The sequence below is a fragment of the Nitrospira sp. genome, assembly GCA_037045225.1.
In the GTDB taxonomy this organism is placed as follows: Bacteria; Nitrospirota; Nitrospiria; order Nitrospirales; family Nitrospiraceae; genus Nitrospira_A.
Window position 1 is genome coordinate 1,564,309 of record JBAOHZ010000009.1, and the last position, 19,746, is coordinate 1,584,054.

Genomic DNA, 19,746 nt, shown 5'->3' on the forward strand with positions numbered 1-19,746 from the left:
AGGGGGTCTATACGCGGTAGACAGACAACCTGGAGAGCAGACAGTGCCTGGGATGAGTGCCCCGGTGCGAGGCAAGACCGGCAGCATGAATCAACGCAGGCTGGACCGAAAGGCTCTCGCCTGAATGCTCCAGCTCGATTCGAAGGGGCGCGGCTTCGTCACGAACCTCTTCGAGCTCAGATTCGAGCACCAATTGTAAGTCGGTGAGCGACCGCCCCACCTCGTCCTGCAGATCAAAGAGATCTGCCGAGGAGAGACTGAACACGACCACCCACGCAAAGAGCAAAAGAACCATCCTGAAACGGAACGGGTGGGCAGCGAACGATCTCAAGAGCACGGCTTCTCAAACTCCCTTACTGGGTCACCGTCGACACAATGCCACCAAACTTTATCATGGCGACCGGCGGGCAACAAGAATACTCAGAATGAGCGCATGGACTTGACCAGCAACGAACCTATCCTCCTAGCCGTACTGGGCCTGCTGCCGGTTTCACAGACACCGAGTCAGGTGTATCAATGAACTCGGAGGTGCGCCATGGAGCGACGCAAGGTTACGCGAGCGTGTACGCGGGAGGCGGTGAAACTAGGCCGAGACGTGGCGGGACGGAGGCCTGCCACGGCCTCATGGGCCACACTTCATGGTATGGCGGTGCGCTACGGAATTGACGACCCCGCCTTGTCTGATAGAGTTGTGATGCGACCGCGTCTCTGGCGTATGCGCCGGGCGCTAATTATCCGTTCCACTGAGTACCTTTCGGGCACCGCACAACCAAAGCACCAGAGCGCTGCCAGAAGGAGGGAGCTTTACGCACAGCCCGTGCAGTTTCTATGGAAGAGATCGTGCGGCACTGGGCACATACGCACGTCCTTGAGTAATTCCCTTGAATGCAGAATGTCTCAAACGATCCCGATGCACGCGGCCGCGACATGAATAATCGTGCCTCCTCTACACACAAGCAACTAGGGTTGCAGTCCCGGATGAGGCACTACCGCACATTGGTATGGCACTTTGTCAAACGTGATTTTTACCTCAGACATACCGGTTCTGCGTTGGGAGTTCTCTGGTCGCTGATTCTTCCGCTGGCTCAACTCAGCGTCCTCTCGTTTACATTTGGAAGCATCATTCGGGTCGATATCGATCACTTTCCAGCCTTCGTCTTTAGTGCGCTGTTGCCTTGGACTTGGTTCAGCAGTGCCCTCGCGTCCGCCGGTCCGCTGTTCTTTACTCACCGGGATCTCGTCAGAAAGCCTGCCTTTCCGCCTGCGGCTCTCATACTCGTTAACACAGTGTCACACCTCATCACTTTCCTGCTGAGTCTCCCTCTGCTGTACGGAATTCTCTGGTGGTATGGCCGATTGGTGCCGTGGAACCCCATCGCGCTGCTCACGCTATTGGTTATTCAAGCCGTCCTCATCGCAGGATTGAGCTTTATGGTGGCCACCTGGAATGTCTTTTACCGTGACGTGGCGCAGCTGGTGGGCATCGCACTCTCCCTCCTGTTTTTCCTGACCCCGATTTTTTATAGACCCATTGTGTCCAACGAATATCTTGCCCTCCTGGCTCTCAACCCCTTAGTACCTCTCATTACTGCCTATCGCGCCGTCCTGTTTGAAGGCGTGAGTCCGTTATGGGCATCGGTTGCCCAGACAGGAGCGATCAGCGCGGTGATCTGCGGACTCGGTTATTGGATGTATCGGCGTTTCGAACCTGACGTCGTTGACGCTGTTTAGGAGTGACGGTGCGGCCTTACGCGATCACAGTGAGACAGGTCTCGAAACGTTTTATCGTCCAGAGAAACCGTCCCTCCAGTATCAGAGATACGGTGCACCAGGTGGTGACCGGGCAATGGCACAGACGGGAAACGCTCTGGGCGTTGCGGAAGATTAATTTTACCGTCCGGCATGGTCAGGTCCTTGGAATCATCGGCCACAATGGGGCGGGGAAAAGCACCCTGTTGCGGCTCCTGTGCGGGCTCGGGGTGCCAACGTCTGGAAGCATCGTGAGCGACGGACAAGTTGGCGGCATTTTGGAATTAGGCGGTGGTTTTCATCCTGACCTGACGGGGCGGCAAAACATTGAAACGGCGGCGATCCTGAACGGCGTCGTTGAGGGCCTCCCTGAATGCGAACGAAACATCGTGCAATTCGCCGAGATGGAAGACTACATCGACCAACCCGTACGGACCTATTCAAACGGTATGTACCTGCGACTGGCTTTCGCGGCCGCCGTTGAGTTTAACCCGTCGGTGTTAGTGATGGACGAAGTGCTTGCGGTTGGAGACGAGCGATTTCAAAAGAAATGCATGGATCGCATCGCGCGATTCCGGAATGAGGGCAAGACGTTAATTGTGACGTCTCACGACGCCGAGCAGATCAAGGCGTTGTGTGATGAGGTGCTGGTACTGGACGAAGGACGAGTCATGATCCAAAGCGATCCACATTCTGCCTTGGCCACGTATCACGACCTCATGCGACAGCGAACCGAACGGCGCGCCGGGCAGATGTCCGTCGCCTCCCGGTCGTCGCTACTCCGCGTGACGCAGGGGAACCGAGAAGGAACGCAGGAGTGCAGTATCTCTGCCGTACGCGTCTACGATGACAAAGGACAATTAACCGAGTCGGTGGAGACCGGAAGCCCGCTCGCCGTAGAGGTGGACCTTCACCGAGGTGACCATATCTTGGACATGGCTTGTACCGTCGGCATATTCAACGAGTCCCACGCCAAGTGCTGGGAGGTTGCAATTCCTTCCCTGATAACCCTTGATGGCGCGCTCCAGAGCAAGCACACCCTGCGCTTGGATCTCACCTCACTCCCACTCGTCCCGGGACGGTACTTCCTGAATCTCGGCATTTATCCACTTGATTGGAGCTACCTGTACGATCGCCACTGGCAGATGTATCCCTTACACATAACCGGCGCCAGAACCTCCGGGCCTGGCGTTTATGCGCAAGGCATGCTCTTCCTGGATGTTCGCGTTGGTGTTAAAGGCCCAGCCCTTCTCGATGTCAGTTCAGACTCGGTGCCTCGTGATGCGATGGGCGCCTAAGTCATGAGAGAGGAATAGGATATGAAGGTACTCATCATCTCAACGTATCCGCCTGATCCAGCGCCCGAAGCGAATCACGCGCTTCACATGAGTGAATGCTTAGCGCAAAGCGGCCATATCGTGCATGTGGTCTGCAAAAAAGGAAGCATCGCCGGGACGCTGCCTAATATTGTCGTCCATCCCACCATTGATGAATGGGCGTGGTCTAACCTGCCAAACCTTGTCCACGAATTGAAACAGTGTCAACCTGATGTCGTGCTGTTGATTTACATCGGATGGATTTATAACCACCATCCGATGATCACGTTTCTGCCCTCTATCTGCAAATCCGCGCTCCCGGGTGTCCCGGTGGTGACCCAGTTTGAGGCGATCGATGACGACCCGCTCACGCGATCCGTCTCGTCGCGCATTCCACGAAAGATCATGGGTCTGTGGGCAGGTGCCAGGGATAGTCATTGGCGCTTTGGAACACTCCTCCGAGACAGTGCCCGCATCATTGCGCTGAGTGGCCCTCACCGAGACCGCCTCAACCGTCAGCTGCCAGGCGTTTGCGAAAAGATCACCCTTCTCCCCCCGCCTCCACTCATTCGATTCTGCTCTGATCCCCCGGAGAAAGCTCGGCAGAGGGCGCGTCAGGCTATCGGTGCCAAGGCAGACGACTTCGTCTTAACGTATTGGGGCTACATTTACCCCGGCAAAGGGATAGAGACTCTCTTCGAGGCGTTTCGGATGGTGTGTACGCGGATGCCGAACATGCGGCTCGTTCTCGTGGGGGGCTACCTCGAGATACCCACTCGCGCCGCTGAGTGCAAGCGGTACCATGACATGGTGCAAAAACTCCCGGAGACGTTTGGGATTACGGAGAAGGTCACGTGGACTGGAAACTTCACTTGGGATAGCGACGAAGGCTCCCTCTATTTGCGCGGCAGTGATGCCTGCGTACTGCCGTTTGACTACGGCGTCACCCTCAATAACAGCTCCCTTGCCGCAGCCACCACTCACAGCACGCCTATCATCGCGACCGAAATCCCGGGCGAACGAGATGAGGCTCTGGAGCATGGACGGAACGTGTACCTCGCTCGTCCCAAAGACCCCGACGCGCTTGCGGAGGCGATCGAACTCATCAGTGGTTCACGAGATTTTCAAAACTTATTACGCGCCGGCAGTGCACGCCTCGCGCAGGAATGGTACAGCAGAGAGACCTTCGGAGATCGTTTAGCACACATCTTGACGTCTGCCATTGGCGCCACCGAAAGACACAGTGGCAAGACTGACCTTCAAGTGAGTCGAAACCTCGTGGCTCGCGACTGCATCACAGAAATACCGTCCGCCTCGTCCACCTCCGCCATGAACTCACCAGGCCAGGCAGACGCCATCCACTCTATGCCATTCGTGTCCGTCATTGTCGCAGCATACAATGTGGAGACCTATCTCAGTCATTGCTTAGACTCTCTCGTGCACCAGACGCTGACCAACATAGAAGTCCTAGTCATCAATGACGCCTCAACGGACAATAGCGGAAAAATCGCCCACCAATATGCGATGAAGTACCCCTGCGTGCGAGTCTTTGATTGCGAGACCAACAAGGGTCTGGCCAGCGTTCGTAACATTGGCCTCAGCCATGCCAGAGGTCAGTACATTGCGTTCACCGACGGTGACGATTGGGCCGACATCCGAATGTGCGAAGTGCTCTACAATAGAGCACTGGCCGATGACCTCGATGTGTTGGTCGCCGATGCTACGGTTCTCTACGAAACGACCAAAACGTTTGGAGACCATTTTGATAAACACATCCGGCAATCATTAGACCCCAGGCTGAGAAAGCGGCCCTTTGAGATCACCAATGAACCACGCGGCCTTCTGTTAGAACCCGTTGCCTGGACCAAGCTCTATAAGCGCTCCTTCCTTCAAGAGCACGGCATGCGCTTCGAAGAGGGAATGAATTCTTATGAGGACGTCTGCTTTCATTTCTGGGTCATGTTAAAGGCCAAGCGGATCTCCCTCATAGACCAAGCCTTTTTATTTTATCGACAAAATCGCCCGGGACAAATCTCCGGAAGAACCAATCGAAAAGTCTTCGAGGTGTTCGAGGTCTTTCGCAAGATCCATGGCAATCTCACTACCTGGCAGGTGTCCGATGACGTATGGGCGATGCTGATTAGGGTGCAGCTACGGCAATTTGATTGGATGCTCAAAGATAGAGTTCAACCGGCAGACCGGCGAGAGTTTCTGGCAAAAGTTGCGGAGGCCTTCAATAAAATTCCGGAAGGAGGCTTTAAGGAAGCGGTCCATCATACCAACCCTCATGAACGGCTCATCATCTTTTGTATGCGCCGAAACAGCCTCAAGGGGTATCACAGCGTCTCGCAGCATCACTGGCCGGTGCATCCACTGTTAGACGTATACGTCAACCATCCCGGGCCTGGCGTGCTCAAGCGTTGCCTCAAACGCGCTGCGAAAAGTCTTCAGCATCACACGATTGTGTACGGTCGTTCTCTCATCAGCCGAGCATTGAACCTAGGACATCTCGAATCAAAGCTACAGGCATTGGAAGGAAAAGTTGACCACCTGATCAGCATCCGAGAAGCCACCTCTCCTGAGAAGGATCCCTTGACCGAGGTGTGTAGATTTGGCCAAGAACCAGTTTTTCTATCCTATCCTTCGTATCGGGTTGGTATGGCAGACGCCGTGTGGAGGATGGAGCATGACTATTATCTGACGAGGGTGGCGTCCTTCCGGAAGGGCGATACGGTGATCGACGTTGGCGCACATGTCGGCGTTCTGTCGATCGCCCTGGCCAAAAAATTCCCATTCCTCACGATCTATGCACTCGAACCGGACCCCCTGAATTATGCCTCCTTACAGCAAAACATCGTCAGGAATAACGTAAACAATGTGATTGCGCTCCAAGTGGCCGTATCAGCAGACGGTCTCCCGCGCACGCTGTACACCAGTGCGCGGGACAGTGCCTGGGCCACCACGGAGGCTCTCATGATCCCGCCTCACCGCGTGCTTCGCAGTGGTTTAGTGAACACCATCACCCTCGAACAATTGTTTCAGAAATATGCGATTGCACACTGCCGCCTGTTAAAGATGACAGCCCACGGCGCCACATATACAGCGTTAGAATCGTTTGACAGAAGAGGGGCGATTGACCTGTTATGCGGTGAGATTGATCTGCGCGAGTGCAGCAAGGCGAAGTTAAAAATGATCAGTTGGCAAATCGCTCGGCAACATTTCTGGAGAACCATCGCACAATCGACCGAGGGGGGAGAGCACTCATGGACGCAACAACTCCCTCGCGAGGGGGAGTTCTGTATTCCTGTCCCATTAGCCGATATCTCGCCAGGGGTAGGAAGGGGCAGGGAAGTTGCTTAGTTAACGGATCTGTATCGGGTGCAACGGTTGCTCGGTCACCGCGACGGGTACATGCGGTTCGGCTCTAGGCAATCAGTCAAGGCTGCCTCGCTCGCAGAGAGAGTCAGCCGACAGGCACCAAGCGGCCTCGCCGGGATGAGGCACCTTTCGTCGGCGTGAGCCGGCATGTCGTCGCACTGAGATCCAAGGTTCCATCCAGCGCACCGAGCAACCGGATCAGGGTACCAATCCCGGGCCGTTGGGCACCACTTTCCAGTCTTGCAAGCTGCGGCTGCTTCATACCGACGCGTTTCGCCAATTCTGTCTGACTCAACCCGCGACGTTCTCTCAGCTTAGCTAGAGCAACCGCAAGGACCACATCTTTCTCTGCCTCGGCCAAATCACCGGCAAACGAAGGTTTCTTACGAATCTGCTCGTCGACATATTCTCGATGGGTTTTCATCGCTTCACCTCTTCAGTGTATCGGCATACCGTTGTTCCGCCAGCACAATGTCTCCCTCCTTCAGCTTCTGCGATTTCTTCTGCACCGCATGGAGAATGACAAAGCGCTGCCCCATGATCGCCTCATAAAAGAACCGGTATTCGTTCCCCGACCATTCCGAGCGGAGTTCCCAAATCTTTCCGCGAACATGTTTGGCAATTGCCGCGAGCAGCCGGGTGCCATCTATTTCCAATCGACTGATATTAGGCTAAGCACTTCGCTCGAGCTTTTGGAGAGAGGGCAGCGAGAAAGTCCTCGATCGGTGTCTCGCCGGTCCGAGTTTCGTAGTACACCACCGTGCATGGCATGTCTGACCTATAACACTTCTGTTATAGGTCATCAAAAGGCAAGACGGAAGGCAACATTCCGCAGATATAAGACGCGAGGGCAGCGAGCCTCACTCTATGGCCGCTGCTCAGCGGGATCATAGGGTAGTGGCCTCGTGACGCCTGGCGCGCCCTCGCCCACCACTGTCACACAGTGCGAGCTAAAAAAGATAAAGAAGAACAGATCCGTGCTGACGCTGCGCACCTTTTGAATCGTGGGACTCGCGTTTGCCATGGCTTGTTCGACCGTGTTGGTGCCATAACCGAAACCCATGACAGCATACGAGCAATCACTCCCCTCAGTCATCGGCTTGACGGCCTGATTCTCAGGGGTAATCCGAGATGAGATATTGACACACCCGCCAAGGAGCAGCGAGACAGCACAGCAACCAGCCGCTATCAAAGCTCTAAACATTTCATGCCTCCCCGATTTGACCTGAGACCCAGTCTGTCAAGGGCTTAGAGCAGCCTCCCGACATCGTGCCACTCTTCAATGACGCTCACTTTCGCTTTTCTGAATACTCCCTCGCAAGTCCCGCGCCGCCTTTTCCAGCAGCTCATTCACATAGCTGTCCTGATCTACAGCGAGGGTTTGTCAACAGTCTGCCCGAGAACTCCCGCTGAACCATTTGGCCTATCGAGCGTTGCGCCCAGAGGTGGCAGCCATCGAGGGGCCCATATTCGCCAATTGGTCTGCCGATGCGTTCGGTCATCAGTGGCACCGAACCTGTAAGGCAGCCAAGGTGCAGGACCTGCACTTCCACGACCTCCGCCACACCTTCACGACGCGACTACAGACCCTGGGGGTGAGCCTGGAGGTTCGCTCCGCGCTGCTCGGGCATAGCACGAAGGCGGTCATGACAAGCCAGTATTCACACGGCGGCCAAGGCTGGAATCTCAAGCCCCGCGACGCAGTCACGCAGCTAGAAACTACTTACACCACGCCTGTTTTGTCCTATGGATTGTCCTATGAGGGATCAGCCCTCATCACGCCAGAACTCAGGAAGGTTACCAACTCTGCGGAAGATCAGGGGAAAGGTTGGTGGTCCCAACGGGATTTGAACCCGTGTCTGAGCCTTGAGAGTCGATACTAAGTAGTTTTCATACTGGCTTGATTTTGCGACGGTTTCCCCGTTTTTACTTCTGAATTGAGCGGTTAACGGCATTCTATTGATTCTACTAATTCGAACCAATTTAAGCGGTTGTGGAGATTTTTAGCACAAATTTAGCACACGCATTCTATGGTCTCGGACGAAAGGAGCGACGTATCCAGCGGGCGAGGCTGAAAGGAAGTGACTGGGCAGGGACGGGCACAATTGAGTTGTTCGAATATGCAGCGACGAACAACGGTCAGCGGTTCGCAAGATCGCCGACTGATGACGAAATAGCCGCAGCACCATGGTATACTACCTCCGGATACACTGGATGCGCTGCTGATGAAAGCCGTGAAGTACACCAAAGAAGGCGTGGTGATTCCCTCCTCCTGGATGAAGGGGTGGGGAAAAGCCGTCGTGGCACATCGCGACTCCGACGTCCTGATCTTGGAGTCCCCGGCCAGAGCGGCGAGTCGCAAGAAGCTGGCCCGTATGGTCAGCAAGCTGCGCCGCGCCACCCGCGAACTGGGCGTCACACCCGAACAGATTGCCGCTGAGGTTGCAGCGGTTCGACGCGAGCGTGCGCGTCGTTCTTGATACCAATATTTTCGTGTCCGGCCTGTTGTCCGCCGCAGGGCCTCCTGCACGGATCATCCAGGCGGTCTTACAGCGCCGCCTCATCCCCATCATGAGTCCTGATACCTTCGCGGAACTAGAAGCCGTTCTGCGACGCCCCAAACTCCAACGCGCATTTACCCGAGCTGGGGTGAATATCACGAGCTTTCTGGAAACAATCCAAGCCGAAGTGCAGTTCGTTGATCCCCATCCCACCAACACTCCCCTGCGTGATGCGCATGATCGACCGTTCCTCGATCTCATGGCGACCACACCTGCCCCCCAATACTTCGTCACCGGCGATAAGGATTTCGAGGCCTCACACTACAGCGGAGTGCCGGTCATTTCAGCCGCCGAATTTGCCCGACTGCTCGCGCTGGTGAGTCGATCCAGCTGATCGTAGCCGAAGGCCTGCGGCCCACGCCGATCCGTCAGGCTCGTCCGATTGCCGACCGGGTTATAGACGTAGTCGGCTTTGTTGATGGGCATGCTGGTGGCCGTGAGTTGATGCAGGATGCTCGTGACCTGACTGGCGCGATCGTAGGTATACGCTCGGATGCCATTGGGCATGGATCATAACCATGCGAATCGAGCGCACGATTGTGCAACCAACATCTTAATTTGGGGAAAGACAATCATCTGGATACCATGTGCATCCAGTCCTAGGAATCCCACGAGCGGTATCTTCATCTATTTCACAAAGTTCGCCCGTAGTGATCTCCGGAACATCTTCCGGCTTGTTGAGGAGGATTGAACGTAGCTCCTCAATAAGATTTCGTTCAATAGTTGAAGCGGCCTGAGCCGGATCAGTGCCCTGAGCTACTCTTGTCGTAACAAATCCTAATCTCTTGCAAGTGCCATCAAGATTGGCCCAACAATTTCTACCCTCAACAATGGCCTTATAAATCTTCATCATGGTTACTCCATACTGTCAGTATGTGCTGCTACTCCTGCACTGCACACTTGTCGCAAACTGGAATAATCATGTCATCGTCTGGCTCAGCCGTCGCAGATGCTGGTCACTTGGTTGAAAGTCGGTTCATAGGTAAACGTGGTGGTGGCACTGATGGCCTGTTCGGTGCTGGTGACCTAGTAAACGGTGCGGATATTTAACTGTGGTTTTTCTTCTCCCTTTTGAGGCGATACGACTCATAGCAGGTTATTTCGTCGACATGGCCACTCTCATCCAGATAAATCTGAGGAACGGTAGCCATGATTGCCGGAGCCGGGTAGACCAATACCCGGCCTTTCCCAGAGTTAGCAACCCTCTGTTCAGCCTTCTCTGGCTCACCCATCAGCTCACGCACCGTCAGTTCAGTGTCTCCTAGTTGCACCTTCTTGCAAGCCTCGAGTGTTCTTTCGTATTCCAAGGATTGGTCATTACAGCTGGTGTTCACGAGCAATCCCAATGCGAACAGACACACACCTCCGGTCCATGTCCGACATTGCTTCATAGCAACTACTCCCGCCTACTTTTTCATTTGCACGAATTCACTGGATCGAGAGGACATGCGATGTGTTTCCGTTTGGCGAAGAACCCTCGAAGCTGTTCTCGGAAGTTCTGGCTAGGATCAGCGGTAGCAAAAAAGCTTGCGCCGAGCGCATTCGAATAGAAGTCTTGAGAATCAAAAGCGCTGGCTCGCGCTTTAGGATTACTCGATAGCGCTTGACCAATCTCGACACCCAAACCGAACAATTCACCCTGCTTTCCGACTACGAGGAAATGTCGCATATCGATCACACTATTAGGGTCGGCTGGGTGATGTAGCGCTTGGTCTGGCCATTCGCGACCTTTTCAATCCGTCTCCCTAACCCATCATAGCGATAGCTGCTGGTCGTGATCGCCGTGGAATTGCCGGCGGCAAATTCCTCGACTTTCACGAGCCGGTTCTCGGCATCATAGGTGTACTGGCTGTAATTGCCCGTCGCGAGCAGCGTCTTTCTCGTCAGATTGCCATTGTCGTCATATTGATACGCGAAGTTCGCATCCGCCGTGAGTTGATTGCCTTGGTTGACCACCGTCCCGCCTGTCGTCCGGTTCCCCACCGCTTCATAGGCTACGTTGGTTGCAGTCATGGCCATTGGTAGATTCGAAGCCGCTGCATTCTGGCGTAGCTGCATGATCCGACTTCCGTTCTTGCCGTATGTGTGCATCAGCGACTCAATCGTCGTCGGCAGCAGGGTTTCATTTCCCTCTGATCCTATCCCAGAAAGGGGGGAATGCCTTCCAAACCTTTTTTTCGCGCAAGGGTCAAAAACGAGCTGATTTTGGTTTGCGCGATGTTCCGGCTCTGAACGATGCTCACAATCGCCGCCAGCAGCGCAGCAACGCGCACATACGCATCCTTATGCCTACTTCCCTTCGTGGTGTAACTGTCCGAGAATCTGTCCTCTGCTGTCCCCTCGTGTCCCCTAGTGACCTCTTCCGGAGCCTTGGCTTCGCTCCGGTGATTCGCCTAGGGTGAGACGAACGGGAGCAGAGCTCAACGGGAGGGAACGATGTCCGAGTCGGAACGCGTCACACAGCAACATCGTCGTCCGTGGTCGGGAGACAAAGCCGGTCCGCGCCGCATGCCGGCAGGCTGCGGGGCGGACCGGAATGGCCCCCGTCTTGGTAACACGGGGGCGCTACCCACAGCGCTCCGTACAGGAGGTCGATAGAGTCCATGGAGTCTGGCTTCACCCTCACCATCGACTGGCTAGCGTTTACCGTCCTGGCCAGCAATCCCCAAGAGACCATCCGGGTCCTGGGTGGTGAGTGGAGCAAGGCCAAAGGCGGGTTCCGAGGCTATCCCCTGTCCTGGATGAGGGCTGACGGCCTGCGCGGGGTCGGCAAATTGGGCACCAATGCGCCTCGACGCCCGAATGAAATCCATGTGGATCTGTCGGGCGGCCTGGCGTCCGCCCTGACACTGGATCAAATCCGAACCCTGCTCAAATGGGTACAGGCCCAACAAGGGCACGTCACCCGCATCGATTGCGCTCTAGATGATCGAGCCGGGTCGGTCCCGGTCAGCACGATTCGAGAAGCAGTATCAGCAGGCCAATGTGTGACGCGTGCGGCACAGGTCCGACATATCGTCTCGAACCTCACCCACGGCACTGGGGCCATCACGGGCGAAACGATGTATTTCGGCAGTCCTCAGAGTCAGACCTTGTTGCGCATTTACGATAAACGGCTCGAACTCCAGAGCAAGTGCCAGGAGAACTATCAGGACTATGGGACTCGGTGGGAGTTAGAACTCAAGAAGGATCGCGCCGAACAATGTGCGAGAGCCTTAGCCTCGTTAGACGAAGCCGATTGGAAGGAGTTGGTGGTCGGCTTGCTTCGATCGTATGTAGATTTCCGACAGATCACCAAAGAGACAGAAGACGAAGACCGATACCGGGCTCCCATGCTGGAGTGGTACGCCCTCCTGACGGAGGGATTTCAGAAGGGGCGATTGGCCCAGGAGAAGCAGGTGCAGACCCTGCAGCACGTGAAACGATGGGTGAGCAACACCCTGACGCCGATGTTGGCGGTCATTTGTGCCACCCCTGGAGGGGAAGAATGGCTACTACAGGAAATTGTCAGGGGCATCTCCAGGTGGAAAGACCGACACCGGAACTTGCTCACACGACCCACTCGGTTTCACCGGTCTGCCGGCGGCAACGCGGGCAGCCCATGTTAGGGGGACTGGGGGTGTCGCGAGACGCCCCCGGTAGATCTGCACATGCTTACCGTCAAAGAGCTGTCCGCTTGGCTCAACATCAAAGAATCCACACTCTACCTCTGGGCCTCAGAGAACAAGATTCCTTGCCGCCGCATTCACGGCCTCGTCCGCTTTGAACCTGAAGCCATCCAGGCGTGGCTGAATGGCTTTGGAACAAGTCCCATCAAGCCCATCAAGCCTTTCCCGCTGCCCATTCACCACGATAGCCGCGACCTCAACGACCTCATTGAAGCCGCAAAATCCGAGGTCTATACTGCCCGGCACGGGGAAACTAGACCGAAATCAGGCCTCATCCAGAAGGAGGATGCAGATGGGGCTGTTTAAGCGCAACAAAGTGTGGTGGATGACGTTTATCTATCAGGGACGGCAGGTCCGACGGAGTACCGAATGTACAGACCGCCGACTCGCAGAAGCGGTGCTCGGAAAGATCAAGGTCAAGCTCGTCGAAGGTCGCTATTTCGACCGACTCGAAGAACAAGAACGGACCTTTGAAGAAATGGTCGAGCGTTACGTGGCTGAGCGAGTCGTGGGAGCCAGCCGTCACGGTGAACGACGGGCACGAGGCGTCTTGGCTCACCTTCTACCGGTGTTTGGCAAAAAGACCTTGGTTCAGGTCACACCGAAGGAGATTGCCGCGTACAAGTGGAAACGGCAACAAGCGGGAGCAGCACCGGCCACCATTGTGAAGGAATTGGCCTTGATGAAGACCGCGTTCAATGTGGCCATCCGAGAATGGGAATGGTGCCGAGACAATCCCGTCTGTCGCGTGTCGATGGGCAAGGTGAACAATGCTCGCGTCCGCTACTGCGATGACGAAACGTTGGCGAGAATCTACCAAGCCTGTCCGACCTGGCTGCAACCGATCGTGATGCTGGCACGCTATACCGGCCTACGCCGGGAAAACGTGGTGTGCTTGCAGTGGGAGCAAGTCGATTTGGCTCGGGGTCTCATTATTCTGGATCACACCAAGAACGGTGATCGCTTAGGCATTCCCCTGTGCGATCCTGCGATGAAGACGTTGGAAGCCGTGAAACCCTCTCGACCGCTCGCAAGCGGCCCCGTGTTCCTGCAACATACCGAGGATAGGGAACCGGTGACGCCTGATATGGTCACGACGGCCTTTCGGCGGGCCTGCGAGTCCGTAGGCGTGACGAACTTTCGCTTTCACGACCTGCGGCATACCTTCGCCTCAGCACTCGTGCAGCGAGGCGTGGATCTCTATCGGGTGCAGCGATTGCTCGGGCATCGCGATGGACGGATGACGCAACGGTATGCGCATCTGGCGCCGGAGAATTTGCGGGACGCGGTGCAGGTGTTTAAGGACGACTATCACAAATTTAGCACAATGCCGGGGGTGGGTCCGACCCGGCTTGTGCTAACTGCCTGAAAAGGTTGGTGGTCCCAACGGGATTTGAACCCGTGTCTGAGCCTTGAGAGGGCTCCGTCCTAGGCCAAGCTAGACGATGGGACCAGAGAGGCAATCTGCGAGGCAACTGAAAGAGCAGGACTGTACCATAGCGGGTTTTGGCTTTTCAAACAGCAAGTCACCCGGAGTCGGACGGGTGCCGGCTGGGAAAAGGGCGGGACGTGAGCTCGGCTCACCCTCCTTGCGGAGCGTCTCGAATTAGCCTAAAGTAAGTCTATGTGTTTCGTGTCTCTCAAGACCCGCACGCTGGTGATCGCGGGGCTGCTCCCGGCATTCCTCTCACTCGCCGGCTGCGGCGCAAGCTTCCTGGAAGGAACCATTGCGCCCCCGAATTCCAGCGCCTGGACCAAGTGCGGAACCACCACCAAAGTCCGCGTGAAACCCCCGCAGTCCACCGTGACCGTCGCCTACACCGAACCCACGACGGGAACCGACGGCAAACCGTTGACCAACCTGGCCCACACGACCATTTATTATAACGCCGGGGATGGGCCCGTCATCGCGAAGGTTGTCCCTGCGTCACAAAAGACCGGTGGAGGAGCGGTGTCCCAGGTTCTGACCATTCCACTCCGTGACCAGTCCGAACAGGAAATCACCGTCTGCGTCTCAGCTACCGATGTGGACGAGCGTGAAGGTCCCGCCTCTCCATAGTCACGGCCAGAACGGACTTGACAGCGTCCTGCTAAGAGCCTACCTTGCTTCCCACTTGTGCAGACAAGAACGTCTGGTGGAATGCGTCGCGCAACAGATTCTCGCGTCTCCCTAGCTCTCTACGCATGGAACTACGCAAACCGGACTCAGCACATCCCTCCCACGAGGCCGAATCGGAACGGCAGAAGCATCGCTTGGAAATCCGGCTCGGCTCCAACATTTTTCGAAACACCAACGGGGTCATTCAGGTTCAAGGCAAAGAACAACTTGTGTTGGAGCTCGCGCCGGATCAGGAGCGCATCCTGCTGACCATCGATCTCTATGACGGCAGCGGCAATCATGTGGCCCATCTACGGCGCAATCGCTGGGCATTTAACGACGGCAACCGCTTCTCCCTCGACACAAGTGAGTCCCCACCGACGCTCTTCCCCAACTTGCCGTGGCTCAAAGTCACGGACCAGGAATCAGGCGAGACGGTCTTAGAAGCCGCAGTGACCCCCGGTGAAAAAGTCCATGTGGCAACGGGAAAATTCTATTCGCACCGCGGACAACTGATCGAAATCACCTCACACTTCTGCCGCATCGGATCCACCCATACGCTGTTCGGGGATGTGTTCGAAGCCCGCGGCGGCACAGCGGTGCTCGGCTGAAGTCGGTCGGGTCACATGACTGATGTCTCGACTCCCAGCGTGCAGGCCTTCTTGGTCTGCGACTGCATCATCGAAGATAGTCTGACCAAGAAAAAATCTCTGATCGGCCTCTTCACCCACCTTCAGGCGGTGACATTCCCGTTTCAGCACCAGCAGCTCGGCCTCTACTTCTGCATGACCGACGCCGAGGGGGCGTATCACTTCGAAATCGACCTGGTGTATGTGAATACAGACCAACTCGTCTGCCGCGCATCGCTCCCTGAGGTCGTCGTCGGCGACCGTCTGCAGATTTCCGACTTCGGCATTAATATCCCCGCACTCCTGTTCCCCGTTCCCGGTCGTTATGAGTTTCGCCTCCGCATACAGGGCCGCGTCGTGGCACAAAAAGACTTCAATGTGATCCAGGTCTCGGCTCCGCCCACCGTCTGACATCGCACGCATGCCGTGCGAAACCCTCGGCGACCGTGAAGCGTCGTTCGTATCTCGTCGCAGGCGAACCTATGGCCTGTCGCGAATGGCGCAGGGCAGAAACGAAGGGGCCGCGCGCTGCTACCAACCAAGCGCCATGTGCGCTTGGCCGCGCCGAGGGATGCTTCGCGTTTCATGAGATATGGTGCTGATCAGGGGCAGGACCCCATCGGCGGGCCGGAAGTGGAGTTCCGAACGGCCCTAACTAAAAAGCCGTGGCGACTTCGAGGCAGGCGGCGACATACTCGTCTTCGCCCTTGCGGCAGGCTTGAGCGCGTTTCTCTTTATCGTCGAAAAGAGGAATCACCATTTCACCCACAGTGGCATAACAGTCTTTCTTGAACGGCCCATCCAGGCTGCGGCAGAGCGCGAGCCCCGGGTCGGGGTTGGCATCAGTGAGAATAAAGTCCTTCACGGCCCCGATAAAACATTGCCGAATCTGGTCGGCCTGCCCCAGCCGACACAATTCATTCACTCGCACCGCATCGCGCAGTGTATAGCCGCTGATGTCACGACCGAGGCTTCGATAGCAGGTCGTCTGATGTTCACCTTCCACGCGGGCGCACTGCGTGAAGGCCTGCGCAAAATCATAATTCAGGAAGGTCAGCACCGCGGAGGTCTGCATGAGATAACAGGCCCGCAGATATTTCTCATTCAGCACGGAACAGGGGTACAAGAGGTCTTGGGGATTGAGGAAACTCGTCGCCTCATGATGGTGATGGCCGCCGACCGGCTGCACCCCGACCGGTTGCGCCCGTTGGGCCTGCTGAAACGTCACGATGTTTTCCATGAAGACGCCCCCATAGCAGGATTCCCGGTCCCAACTCCCCGGCAAGGCATCACAAAAGGCCAGACTCTTGAGCAGATCAAAGCGAAACTGAATGGTCAGACCATGGCCCAGCCCATGGAGACAGTTATACCGTTGAAATGAATAGGCTGAGACGGTCTCGCTGATCGGACACAGCAGCACAATGTGCTGTGGCTCAACGTTCGGAAGACTGCTGAGGAACGCCTGCAGGACCCCGTGGTAACAGCCCGACCAAAACACATCGCGGCAGTGCGACAATGCAAGCGGCGCCGTGCCGTAGCGGGCAAACGAACGTTGGCCGACGTGATGAACAAGCGGATGGGCTTCCCGCAACGCCTCGGGATCCTGGGCGGTGATCTGCTCCAATACAGTCAGCGCTTGCTCCGTACCTTCTGCCTGGAGCACCGTTTCCAGATGCCGCTGATAACATTGCATCTTGGCGTCGAACGGTTGGGCCCGACACCCCTCCAGGGAGTCCGACTCCGCCGCCTGAATTCCGCCGACCCAGATGATGCCGAGCAGCACGACCAGTCCCCATGCGCTCCATCGACCACTCATAGTCTTCTCTCCGTTACCACTCGCCCAGTAGATAATCCGTCTGTCACAGAACCTCGATTCTAAAATAGTCCTGACAATCGATCCAGGAAAAATCGACTCGCCACGATCCGATACGCCAGGCCCTCTTCTCCCACCCCGCCGTTCTGTGATAGAACGAGGCGCGTTTCATCATCTGCAACTCGACGGAATCGCTACAACTATGTCTACCACGCCGGAACTGCCGACCCGTTCAGACTTCATCCGCGAGATCGTCGCAGCCGATCGCGCGACCGGCAAACATGCCGGCCGGGTCGTGACCCGCTTTCCACCCGAACCGAACGGGTATCTCCACATCGGCCATGCCAAATCGATTTGCCTGAACTTCGGCATCGCCAATGAAAATCTAGGCGGCATATGCCATCTCCGCATGGATGATACCAACCCAACAACTGAAGATCCTGAATACGTGCAGGCCATTCAGGACGATGTCCGCTGGCTCGGCTTCGACTGGCAGGACAGGATGTTCTTCGCATCGGATTACTTTGAGCGTCTCTATGGTTATGCCCTGGGCCTGATTCAGAAAGACCTCGCCTATGTCGACAGCCTCACAGCCGACGACATGCGCAAATACCGAGGAACCCTGACCGAGCCCGGCCAAGCCAGCCCCTTCCGCACCCGGAGCATCGAAGAAAACCTGGACCTGTTTCGGCGGATGCGTGCCGGCGAATTCCCAGACGGAGCCCATGTCCTGCGGGCCAAGATCGACATGGCCTCGCCGAATATCAATCTTCGCGATCCCGTGCTGTATCGAATCCGACACATCGCCCATTACCGCACCGGCACGACCTGGTGTATCTATCCGGCCTACGACTTTGCGCATCCGCTTTCCGACGCGATGGAAGGCATCACCCATTCGATCTGCACGCTGGAATTTGAAGACCACCGGCCGCTGTACGACTGGGTGGTCGAGAACTGCGAGACGCCCCGGCGGCCGCAGCAGATCGAGTTCGCCCGCCTCAACGTCACCTTCACCGTGATGAGCAAACGAAAATTGCTCGATCTGGTGGAACGCAAACTGGTGAGCGGCTGGGATGATCCTCGGCTCCCGACGCTGAAGGGCCTTCGCCGCCGCGGCTTCACACCCGAGGCCCTGCGGGCCTTTTGCGAGGCCATCGGCGTCGCGAAACGGGATGCCGTGGTCGAAATGCAGCTGCTGGAACACTTTGTCCGGGAAGACTTGAACAAACGCGCCCCCCGCGTGATGGCAGTACTGCGCCCCTTGCGGCTGGTGATCGAGAATTACCCCGAAGGACAGGTCGAGCAGCTTGAAGCCGTCAACAACCCGGAAGACCCGTCGGCCGGGACCCGGCAGGTGCCCTTTTCGCGCACCCTCTATATCGACCAAGAAGACTTTCGAGAAGATCCGCCCAAGCAGTTCTTTCGCCTTTCCCCAGGACGCGAGGTGCGCCTGCGGTATGCCTACATCATCACCTGCGTCGGCGTGGTGAAGGACCCGGCCACGGGCGAGGTCACGGAGGTGCGCTGCACCTATGACCCTGAAACCAAGAGCGGGGGAACACAGGCGCAACGGAAGGTGAAAGCAACGATCCATTGGGTATCAGCCTCACAGGCCGTCGATGCGGAAATCCGGCTTTATGAGAGCCTCATGCTCACGGATCCGGGGAAAATCCCGGCTGACCAGGATTGGACCCAGCACCTGAATCCCCATTCGCTGGAGCGACTGCTCACCTGCAAAGTAGAGCCGAGCCTGGCCTCGATCGCCCCCGGCACGAGAGTCCAGTTCGAGCGCGTGGGATACTTTTGCGCCGATCCCGATTTATCACCCGACAAGCTGGTGTTTAATCGAACCGTCACACTCAAAGACACCTGGGCCAAGATCGAGAAAGCTCAGACCCCGCGCTGATCGAACCCGTCCACATTCAATCAAGCCTATTCACCGTCCCACACAAAGTACGGGGAGCACCAACCTTCAGCCCGCTTGATCCCTTCCGCGTCGGTGAACGACAATCACCCCTCGCGCGATCGGTATTCACCAGAGCACAAAGGAGCCACGACGATGGTGACGGGATCAGGCAGCGAGGAGCATCCCTCGGAATACAGTTCCTTTCGCGAGCGCCTCTCCCTACTCGAAGCCGCCATCCCCGGCGCAGCAACCGACGCGCAACCGCTGTTAAGAGATATCCACCGTTCGACTCGTCGCCTGCACGATCAACTACAACGCATTGATCCCACACCTCCCTTGCCGCGATCCGTCGTGAGTCAGGTGCGCTGTTTCGATTGCGGGCGTTCCAACATGGACTCATTCCATACCTCCAAACAGGGCGGATATGACCTCTGTCCGACCTGCTTTCAGCAACGTCTCCGAACGGGACGCGCGAAGACTGCTCACTGAACGTCGCCTGTTGCCCGATGACACGAACCTGAACACCCGCAAGTCTCCCTGCGGCATCCTGCTTCCTCAACTTCGTAAAGCCGCTAGCTCCACACCCTCCCCACACCGTATACTGCACTTTTCCCTTTTTGACGTGAGG

The 19,746-nt window shown here is 56.5% G+C and carries 23 protein-coding genes and 1 tRNA gene; 14 read left to right on the forward strand and 10 right to left on the reverse strand.

Annotated features, from left to right (window positions below; translation table 11 throughout):
* Positions 1-7: 7 nt before the first annotated feature.
* On the reverse strand, positions 8-286 hold the full coding sequence (locus tag V9G17_08010) for a hypothetical protein (GenBank protein ID MEI2752536.1): 279 nt from the start codon (positions 284-286) through the stop codon (positions 8-10).
* A gap of 692 nt (positions 287-978) precedes the next feature.
* On the opposite strand from V9G17_08010, the gene V9G17_08015 reads away from it, so the two are divergent.
* From V9G17_08015 to V9G17_08025, 3 genes are all read left to right on the forward strand, one after another.
* On the forward strand, positions 979-1,731 hold the full coding sequence (locus V9G17_08015; protein ID MEI2752537.1) for an ABC transporter permease: 753 nt from the start codon (positions 979-981) through the stop codon (positions 1,729-1,731).
* Between the two features lie 101 nt (positions 1,732-1,832).
* Entirely contained in the window at positions 1,833-3,047 is a 1,215-nt protein-coding gene (locus V9G17_08020) for an ATP-binding cassette domain-containing protein (protein ID MEI2752538.1), read from the forward strand.
* Between the two features lie 1,383 nt (positions 3,048-4,430).
* Entirely contained in the window at positions 4,431-6,425 is a 1,995-nt protein-coding gene (locus V9G17_08025) for an FkbM family methyltransferase (protein ID MEI2752539.1), read from the forward strand.
* Between the two features lie 103 nt (positions 6,426-6,528).
* Here V9G17_08025 and V9G17_08030 read toward each other — a convergent pair whose 3' ends face one another.
* The 3 genes from V9G17_08030 to V9G17_08040 form a co-directional block, all read right to left on the reverse strand.
* Complete coding sequence (locus tag V9G17_08030) at positions 6,529-6,867, reverse strand: helix-turn-helix transcriptional regulator (GenBank protein MEI2752540.1); 339 nt, start codon at positions 6,865-6,867, stop codon at positions 6,529-6,531.
* A 4-nt stretch (positions 6,868-6,871) separates the two neighbouring features.
* Positions 6,872-7,099 carry a type II toxin-antitoxin system RelE/ParE family toxin gene (locus V9G17_08035; protein ID MEI2752541.1) on the reverse strand — a complete coding sequence of 76 codons (228 nt, stop codon included), beginning with the start codon at positions 7,097-7,099 and terminating at the stop codon, positions 6,872-6,874.
* A gap of 209 nt (positions 7,100-7,308) precedes the next feature.
* The gene (locus V9G17_08040; protein ID MEI2752542.1) at positions 7,309-7,647 is read right to left on the reverse strand and encodes a hypothetical protein; all 339 of its coding nucleotides are present in this window, start codon (positions 7,645-7,647) and stop codon (positions 7,309-7,311) included.
* A 241-nt stretch (positions 7,648-7,888) separates the two neighbouring features.
* On the opposite strand from V9G17_08040, the gene V9G17_08045 reads away from it, so the two are divergent.
* The 3 genes from V9G17_08045 to V9G17_08055 all read left to right on the forward strand — a co-directional run bounded on the left by V9G17_08045 (position 7,889) and on the right by V9G17_08055 (position 9,338).
* Positions 7,889-8,326, forward strand: a complete 438-nt coding sequence (locus tag V9G17_08045; GenBank protein MEI2752543.1) for a tyrosine-type recombinase/integrase — start codon at positions 7,889-7,891, stop codon at positions 8,324-8,326.
* A 342-nt stretch (positions 8,327-8,668) separates the two neighbouring features.
* Positions 8,669-8,923 carry a hypothetical protein gene (locus V9G17_08050; protein ID MEI2752544.1) on the forward strand — a complete coding sequence of 85 codons (255 nt, stop codon included), beginning with the start codon at positions 8,669-8,671 and terminating at the stop codon, positions 8,921-8,923.
* Positions 8,907-9,338 carry a putative toxin-antitoxin system toxin component, PIN family gene (locus V9G17_08055; protein ID MEI2752545.1) on the forward strand — a complete coding sequence of 144 codons (432 nt, stop codon included), beginning with the start codon at positions 8,907-8,909 and terminating at the stop codon, positions 9,336-9,338. Before V9G17_08050 ends, V9G17_08055 begins: the two co-directional genes overlap by 17 nt.
* Here V9G17_08055 and V9G17_08060 read toward each other — a convergent pair.
* From V9G17_08060 to V9G17_08075, 4 genes are all read right to left on the reverse strand, one after another.
* Positions 9,266-9,511: a hypothetical protein gene (locus tag V9G17_08060; protein MEI2752546.1), complete on the reverse strand. Its 246-nt coding sequence runs from the start codon at positions 9,509-9,511 to the stop codon at positions 9,266-9,268. The genes V9G17_08055 and V9G17_08060 overlap by 73 nt on opposite strands.
* Positions 9,512-9,557: 46 nt before the next feature.
* Positions 9,558-9,857, reverse strand: a complete 300-nt coding sequence (locus V9G17_08065; protein ID MEI2752547.1) for a hypothetical protein — start codon at positions 9,855-9,857, stop codon at positions 9,558-9,560.
* A gap of 821 nt (positions 9,858-10,678) precedes the next feature.
* Positions 10,679-11,023: an RHS repeat domain-containing protein gene (locus V9G17_08070; protein MEI2752548.1), complete on the reverse strand. Its 345-nt coding sequence runs from the start codon at positions 11,021-11,023 to the stop codon at positions 10,679-10,681.
* A gap of 119 nt (positions 11,024-11,142) precedes the next feature.
* Positions 11,143-11,277: a hypothetical protein gene (locus tag V9G17_08075; protein ID MEI2752549.1), complete on the reverse strand. Its 135-nt coding sequence runs from the start codon at positions 11,275-11,277 to the stop codon at positions 11,143-11,145.
* Between the two features lie 330 nt (positions 11,278-11,607).
* Here V9G17_08075 and V9G17_08080 point away from each other — a divergent pair, with 330 nt between their 5' ends.
* From V9G17_08080 to V9G17_08090, 3 genes are read left to right on the forward strand one after another with little or no spacing between them, the layout of a single operon-like run.
* A complete protein-coding gene (locus V9G17_08080; GenBank protein MEI2752550.1) occupies positions 11,608-12,612 on the forward strand; it encodes a replication initiation factor domain-containing protein in 1,005 nt (334 codons plus the stop codon).
* A 42-nt stretch (positions 12,613-12,654) separates the two neighbouring features.
* Complete coding sequence (locus V9G17_08085; GenBank protein ID MEI2752551.1) at positions 12,655-12,978, forward strand: helix-turn-helix domain-containing protein; 324 nt, start codon at positions 12,655-12,657, stop codon at positions 12,976-12,978.
* Entirely contained in the window at positions 12,965-14,041 is a 1,077-nt protein-coding gene (locus V9G17_08090; GenBank protein MEI2752552.1) for a tyrosine-type recombinase/integrase, read from the forward strand. The genes V9G17_08085 and V9G17_08090 overlap by 14 nt, the downstream gene beginning before the upstream one ends.
* Before the next feature lie 6 nt (positions 14,042-14,047).
* Here the strand turns inward: V9G17_08090 and V9G17_08095 are convergent.
* Positions 14,048-14,125, reverse strand: a tRNA-Glu gene (locus V9G17_08095).
* Between the two features lie 180 nt (positions 14,126-14,305).
* Here V9G17_08095 and V9G17_08100 point away from each other — a divergent pair.
* The 3 genes from V9G17_08100 to V9G17_08110 all read left to right on the forward strand — a co-directional run bounded on the left by V9G17_08100 (position 14,306) and on the right by V9G17_08110 (position 15,810).
* On the forward strand, positions 14,306-14,731 hold the full coding sequence (locus tag V9G17_08100) for a hypothetical protein (protein MEI2752553.1): 426 nt from the start codon (positions 14,306-14,308) through the stop codon (positions 14,729-14,731).
* Between the two features lie 125 nt (positions 14,732-14,856).
* Positions 14,857-15,381, forward strand: a complete 525-nt coding sequence (locus tag V9G17_08105) for a hypothetical protein (protein MEI2752554.1) — start codon at positions 14,857-14,859, stop codon at positions 15,379-15,381.
* 15 nt (positions 15,382-15,396) lie between these two features.
* Positions 15,397-15,810 (forward strand): hypothetical protein, encoded by a 414-nt coding sequence (locus tag V9G17_08110; protein ID MEI2752555.1) that lies wholly within the window; start codon positions 15,397-15,399, stop codon positions 15,808-15,810.
* Between the two features lie 244 nt (positions 15,811-16,054).
* On the opposite strand, the gene V9G17_08115 is transcribed toward V9G17_08110, so the two are convergent.
* The gene (locus tag V9G17_08115; protein MEI2752556.1) at positions 16,055-17,215 is read right to left on the reverse strand and encodes a hypothetical protein; all 1,161 of its coding nucleotides are present in this window, start codon (positions 17,213-17,215) and stop codon (positions 16,055-16,057) included.
* A 199-nt stretch (positions 17,216-17,414) separates the two neighbouring features.
* Between V9G17_08115 and V9G17_08120 the strand changes: the two genes are divergently transcribed.
* Both V9G17_08120 and V9G17_08125 read left to right on the forward strand, forming a co-directional pair.
* Positions 17,415-19,118 (forward strand): glutamine--tRNA ligase/YqeY domain fusion protein, encoded by a 1,704-nt coding sequence (locus V9G17_08120; GenBank protein MEI2752557.1) that lies wholly within the window; start codon positions 17,415-17,417, stop codon positions 19,116-19,118.
* Positions 19,119-19,271: 153 nt separating this feature from the next.
* A complete protein-coding gene (locus tag V9G17_08125; GenBank protein ID MEI2752558.1) occupies positions 19,272-19,607 on the forward strand; it encodes a hypothetical protein in 336 nt (111 codons plus the stop codon).
* The last annotated feature ends 139 nt before the right edge of the window (positions 19,608-19,746 follow it).

Coding starts and splice junctions, on each gene's coding strand:
- V9G17_08015 (MEI2752537.1), top strand. CDS start 979: ATGAGGCACTACCGCACATTGGTATGGCACTTTGTCAAACGTGATTTT.
- V9G17_08025 (MEI2752539.1), top strand. CDS start 4,431: ATGCCATTCGTGTCCGTCATTGTCGCAGCATACAATGTGGAGACCTAT.
- V9G17_08030 (MEI2752540.1), bottom strand. CDS start 6,867: ATGAAAACCCATCGAGAATATGTCGACGAGCAGATTCGTAAGAAACCT.
- V9G17_08040 (MEI2752542.1), bottom strand. CDS start 7,647: ATGTTTAGAGCTTTGATAGCGGCTGGTTGCTGTGCTGTCTCGCTGCTC.
- V9G17_08050 (MEI2752544.1), top strand. CDS start 8,669: ATGAAAGCCGTGAAGTACACCAAAGAAGGCGTGGTGATTCCCTCCTCC.
- V9G17_08060 (MEI2752546.1), bottom strand. CDS start 9,511: ATGCCCAATGGCATCCGAGCGTATACCTACGATCGCGCCAGTCAGGTC.
- V9G17_08065 (MEI2752547.1), bottom strand. CDS start 9,857: ATGATGAAGATTTATAAGGCCATTGTTGAGGGTAGAAATTGTTGGGCC.
- V9G17_08070 (MEI2752548.1), bottom strand. CDS start 11,023: ATGGCCATGACTGCAACCAACGTAGCCTATGAAGCGGTGGGGAACCGG.
- V9G17_08080 (MEI2752550.1), top strand. CDS start 11,608: ATGGAGTCTGGCTTCACCCTCACCATCGACTGGCTAGCGTTTACCGTC.
- V9G17_08085 (MEI2752551.1), top strand. CDS start 12,655: ATGCTTACCGTCAAAGAGCTGTCCGCTTGGCTCAACATCAAAGAATCC.
- V9G17_08090 (MEI2752552.1), top strand. CDS start 12,965: ATGGGGCTGTTTAAGCGCAACAAAGTGTGGTGGATGACGTTTATCTAT.
- V9G17_08105 (MEI2752554.1), top strand. CDS start 14,857: ATGGAACTACGCAAACCGGACTCAGCACATCCCTCCCACGAGGCCGAA.
- V9G17_08110 (MEI2752555.1), top strand. CDS start 15,397: ATGACTGATGTCTCGACTCCCAGCGTGCAGGCCTTCTTGGTCTGCGAC.
- V9G17_08115 (MEI2752556.1), bottom strand. CDS start 17,215: ATGAGTGGTCGATGGAGCGCATGGGGACTGGTCGTGCTGCTCGGCATC.
- V9G17_08120 (MEI2752557.1), top strand. CDS start 17,415: ATGTCTACCACGCCGGAACTGCCGACCCGTTCAGACTTCATCCGCGAG.
- V9G17_08125 (MEI2752558.1), top strand. CDS start 19,272: ATGGTGACGGGATCAGGCAGCGAGGAGCATCCCTCGGAATACAGTTCC.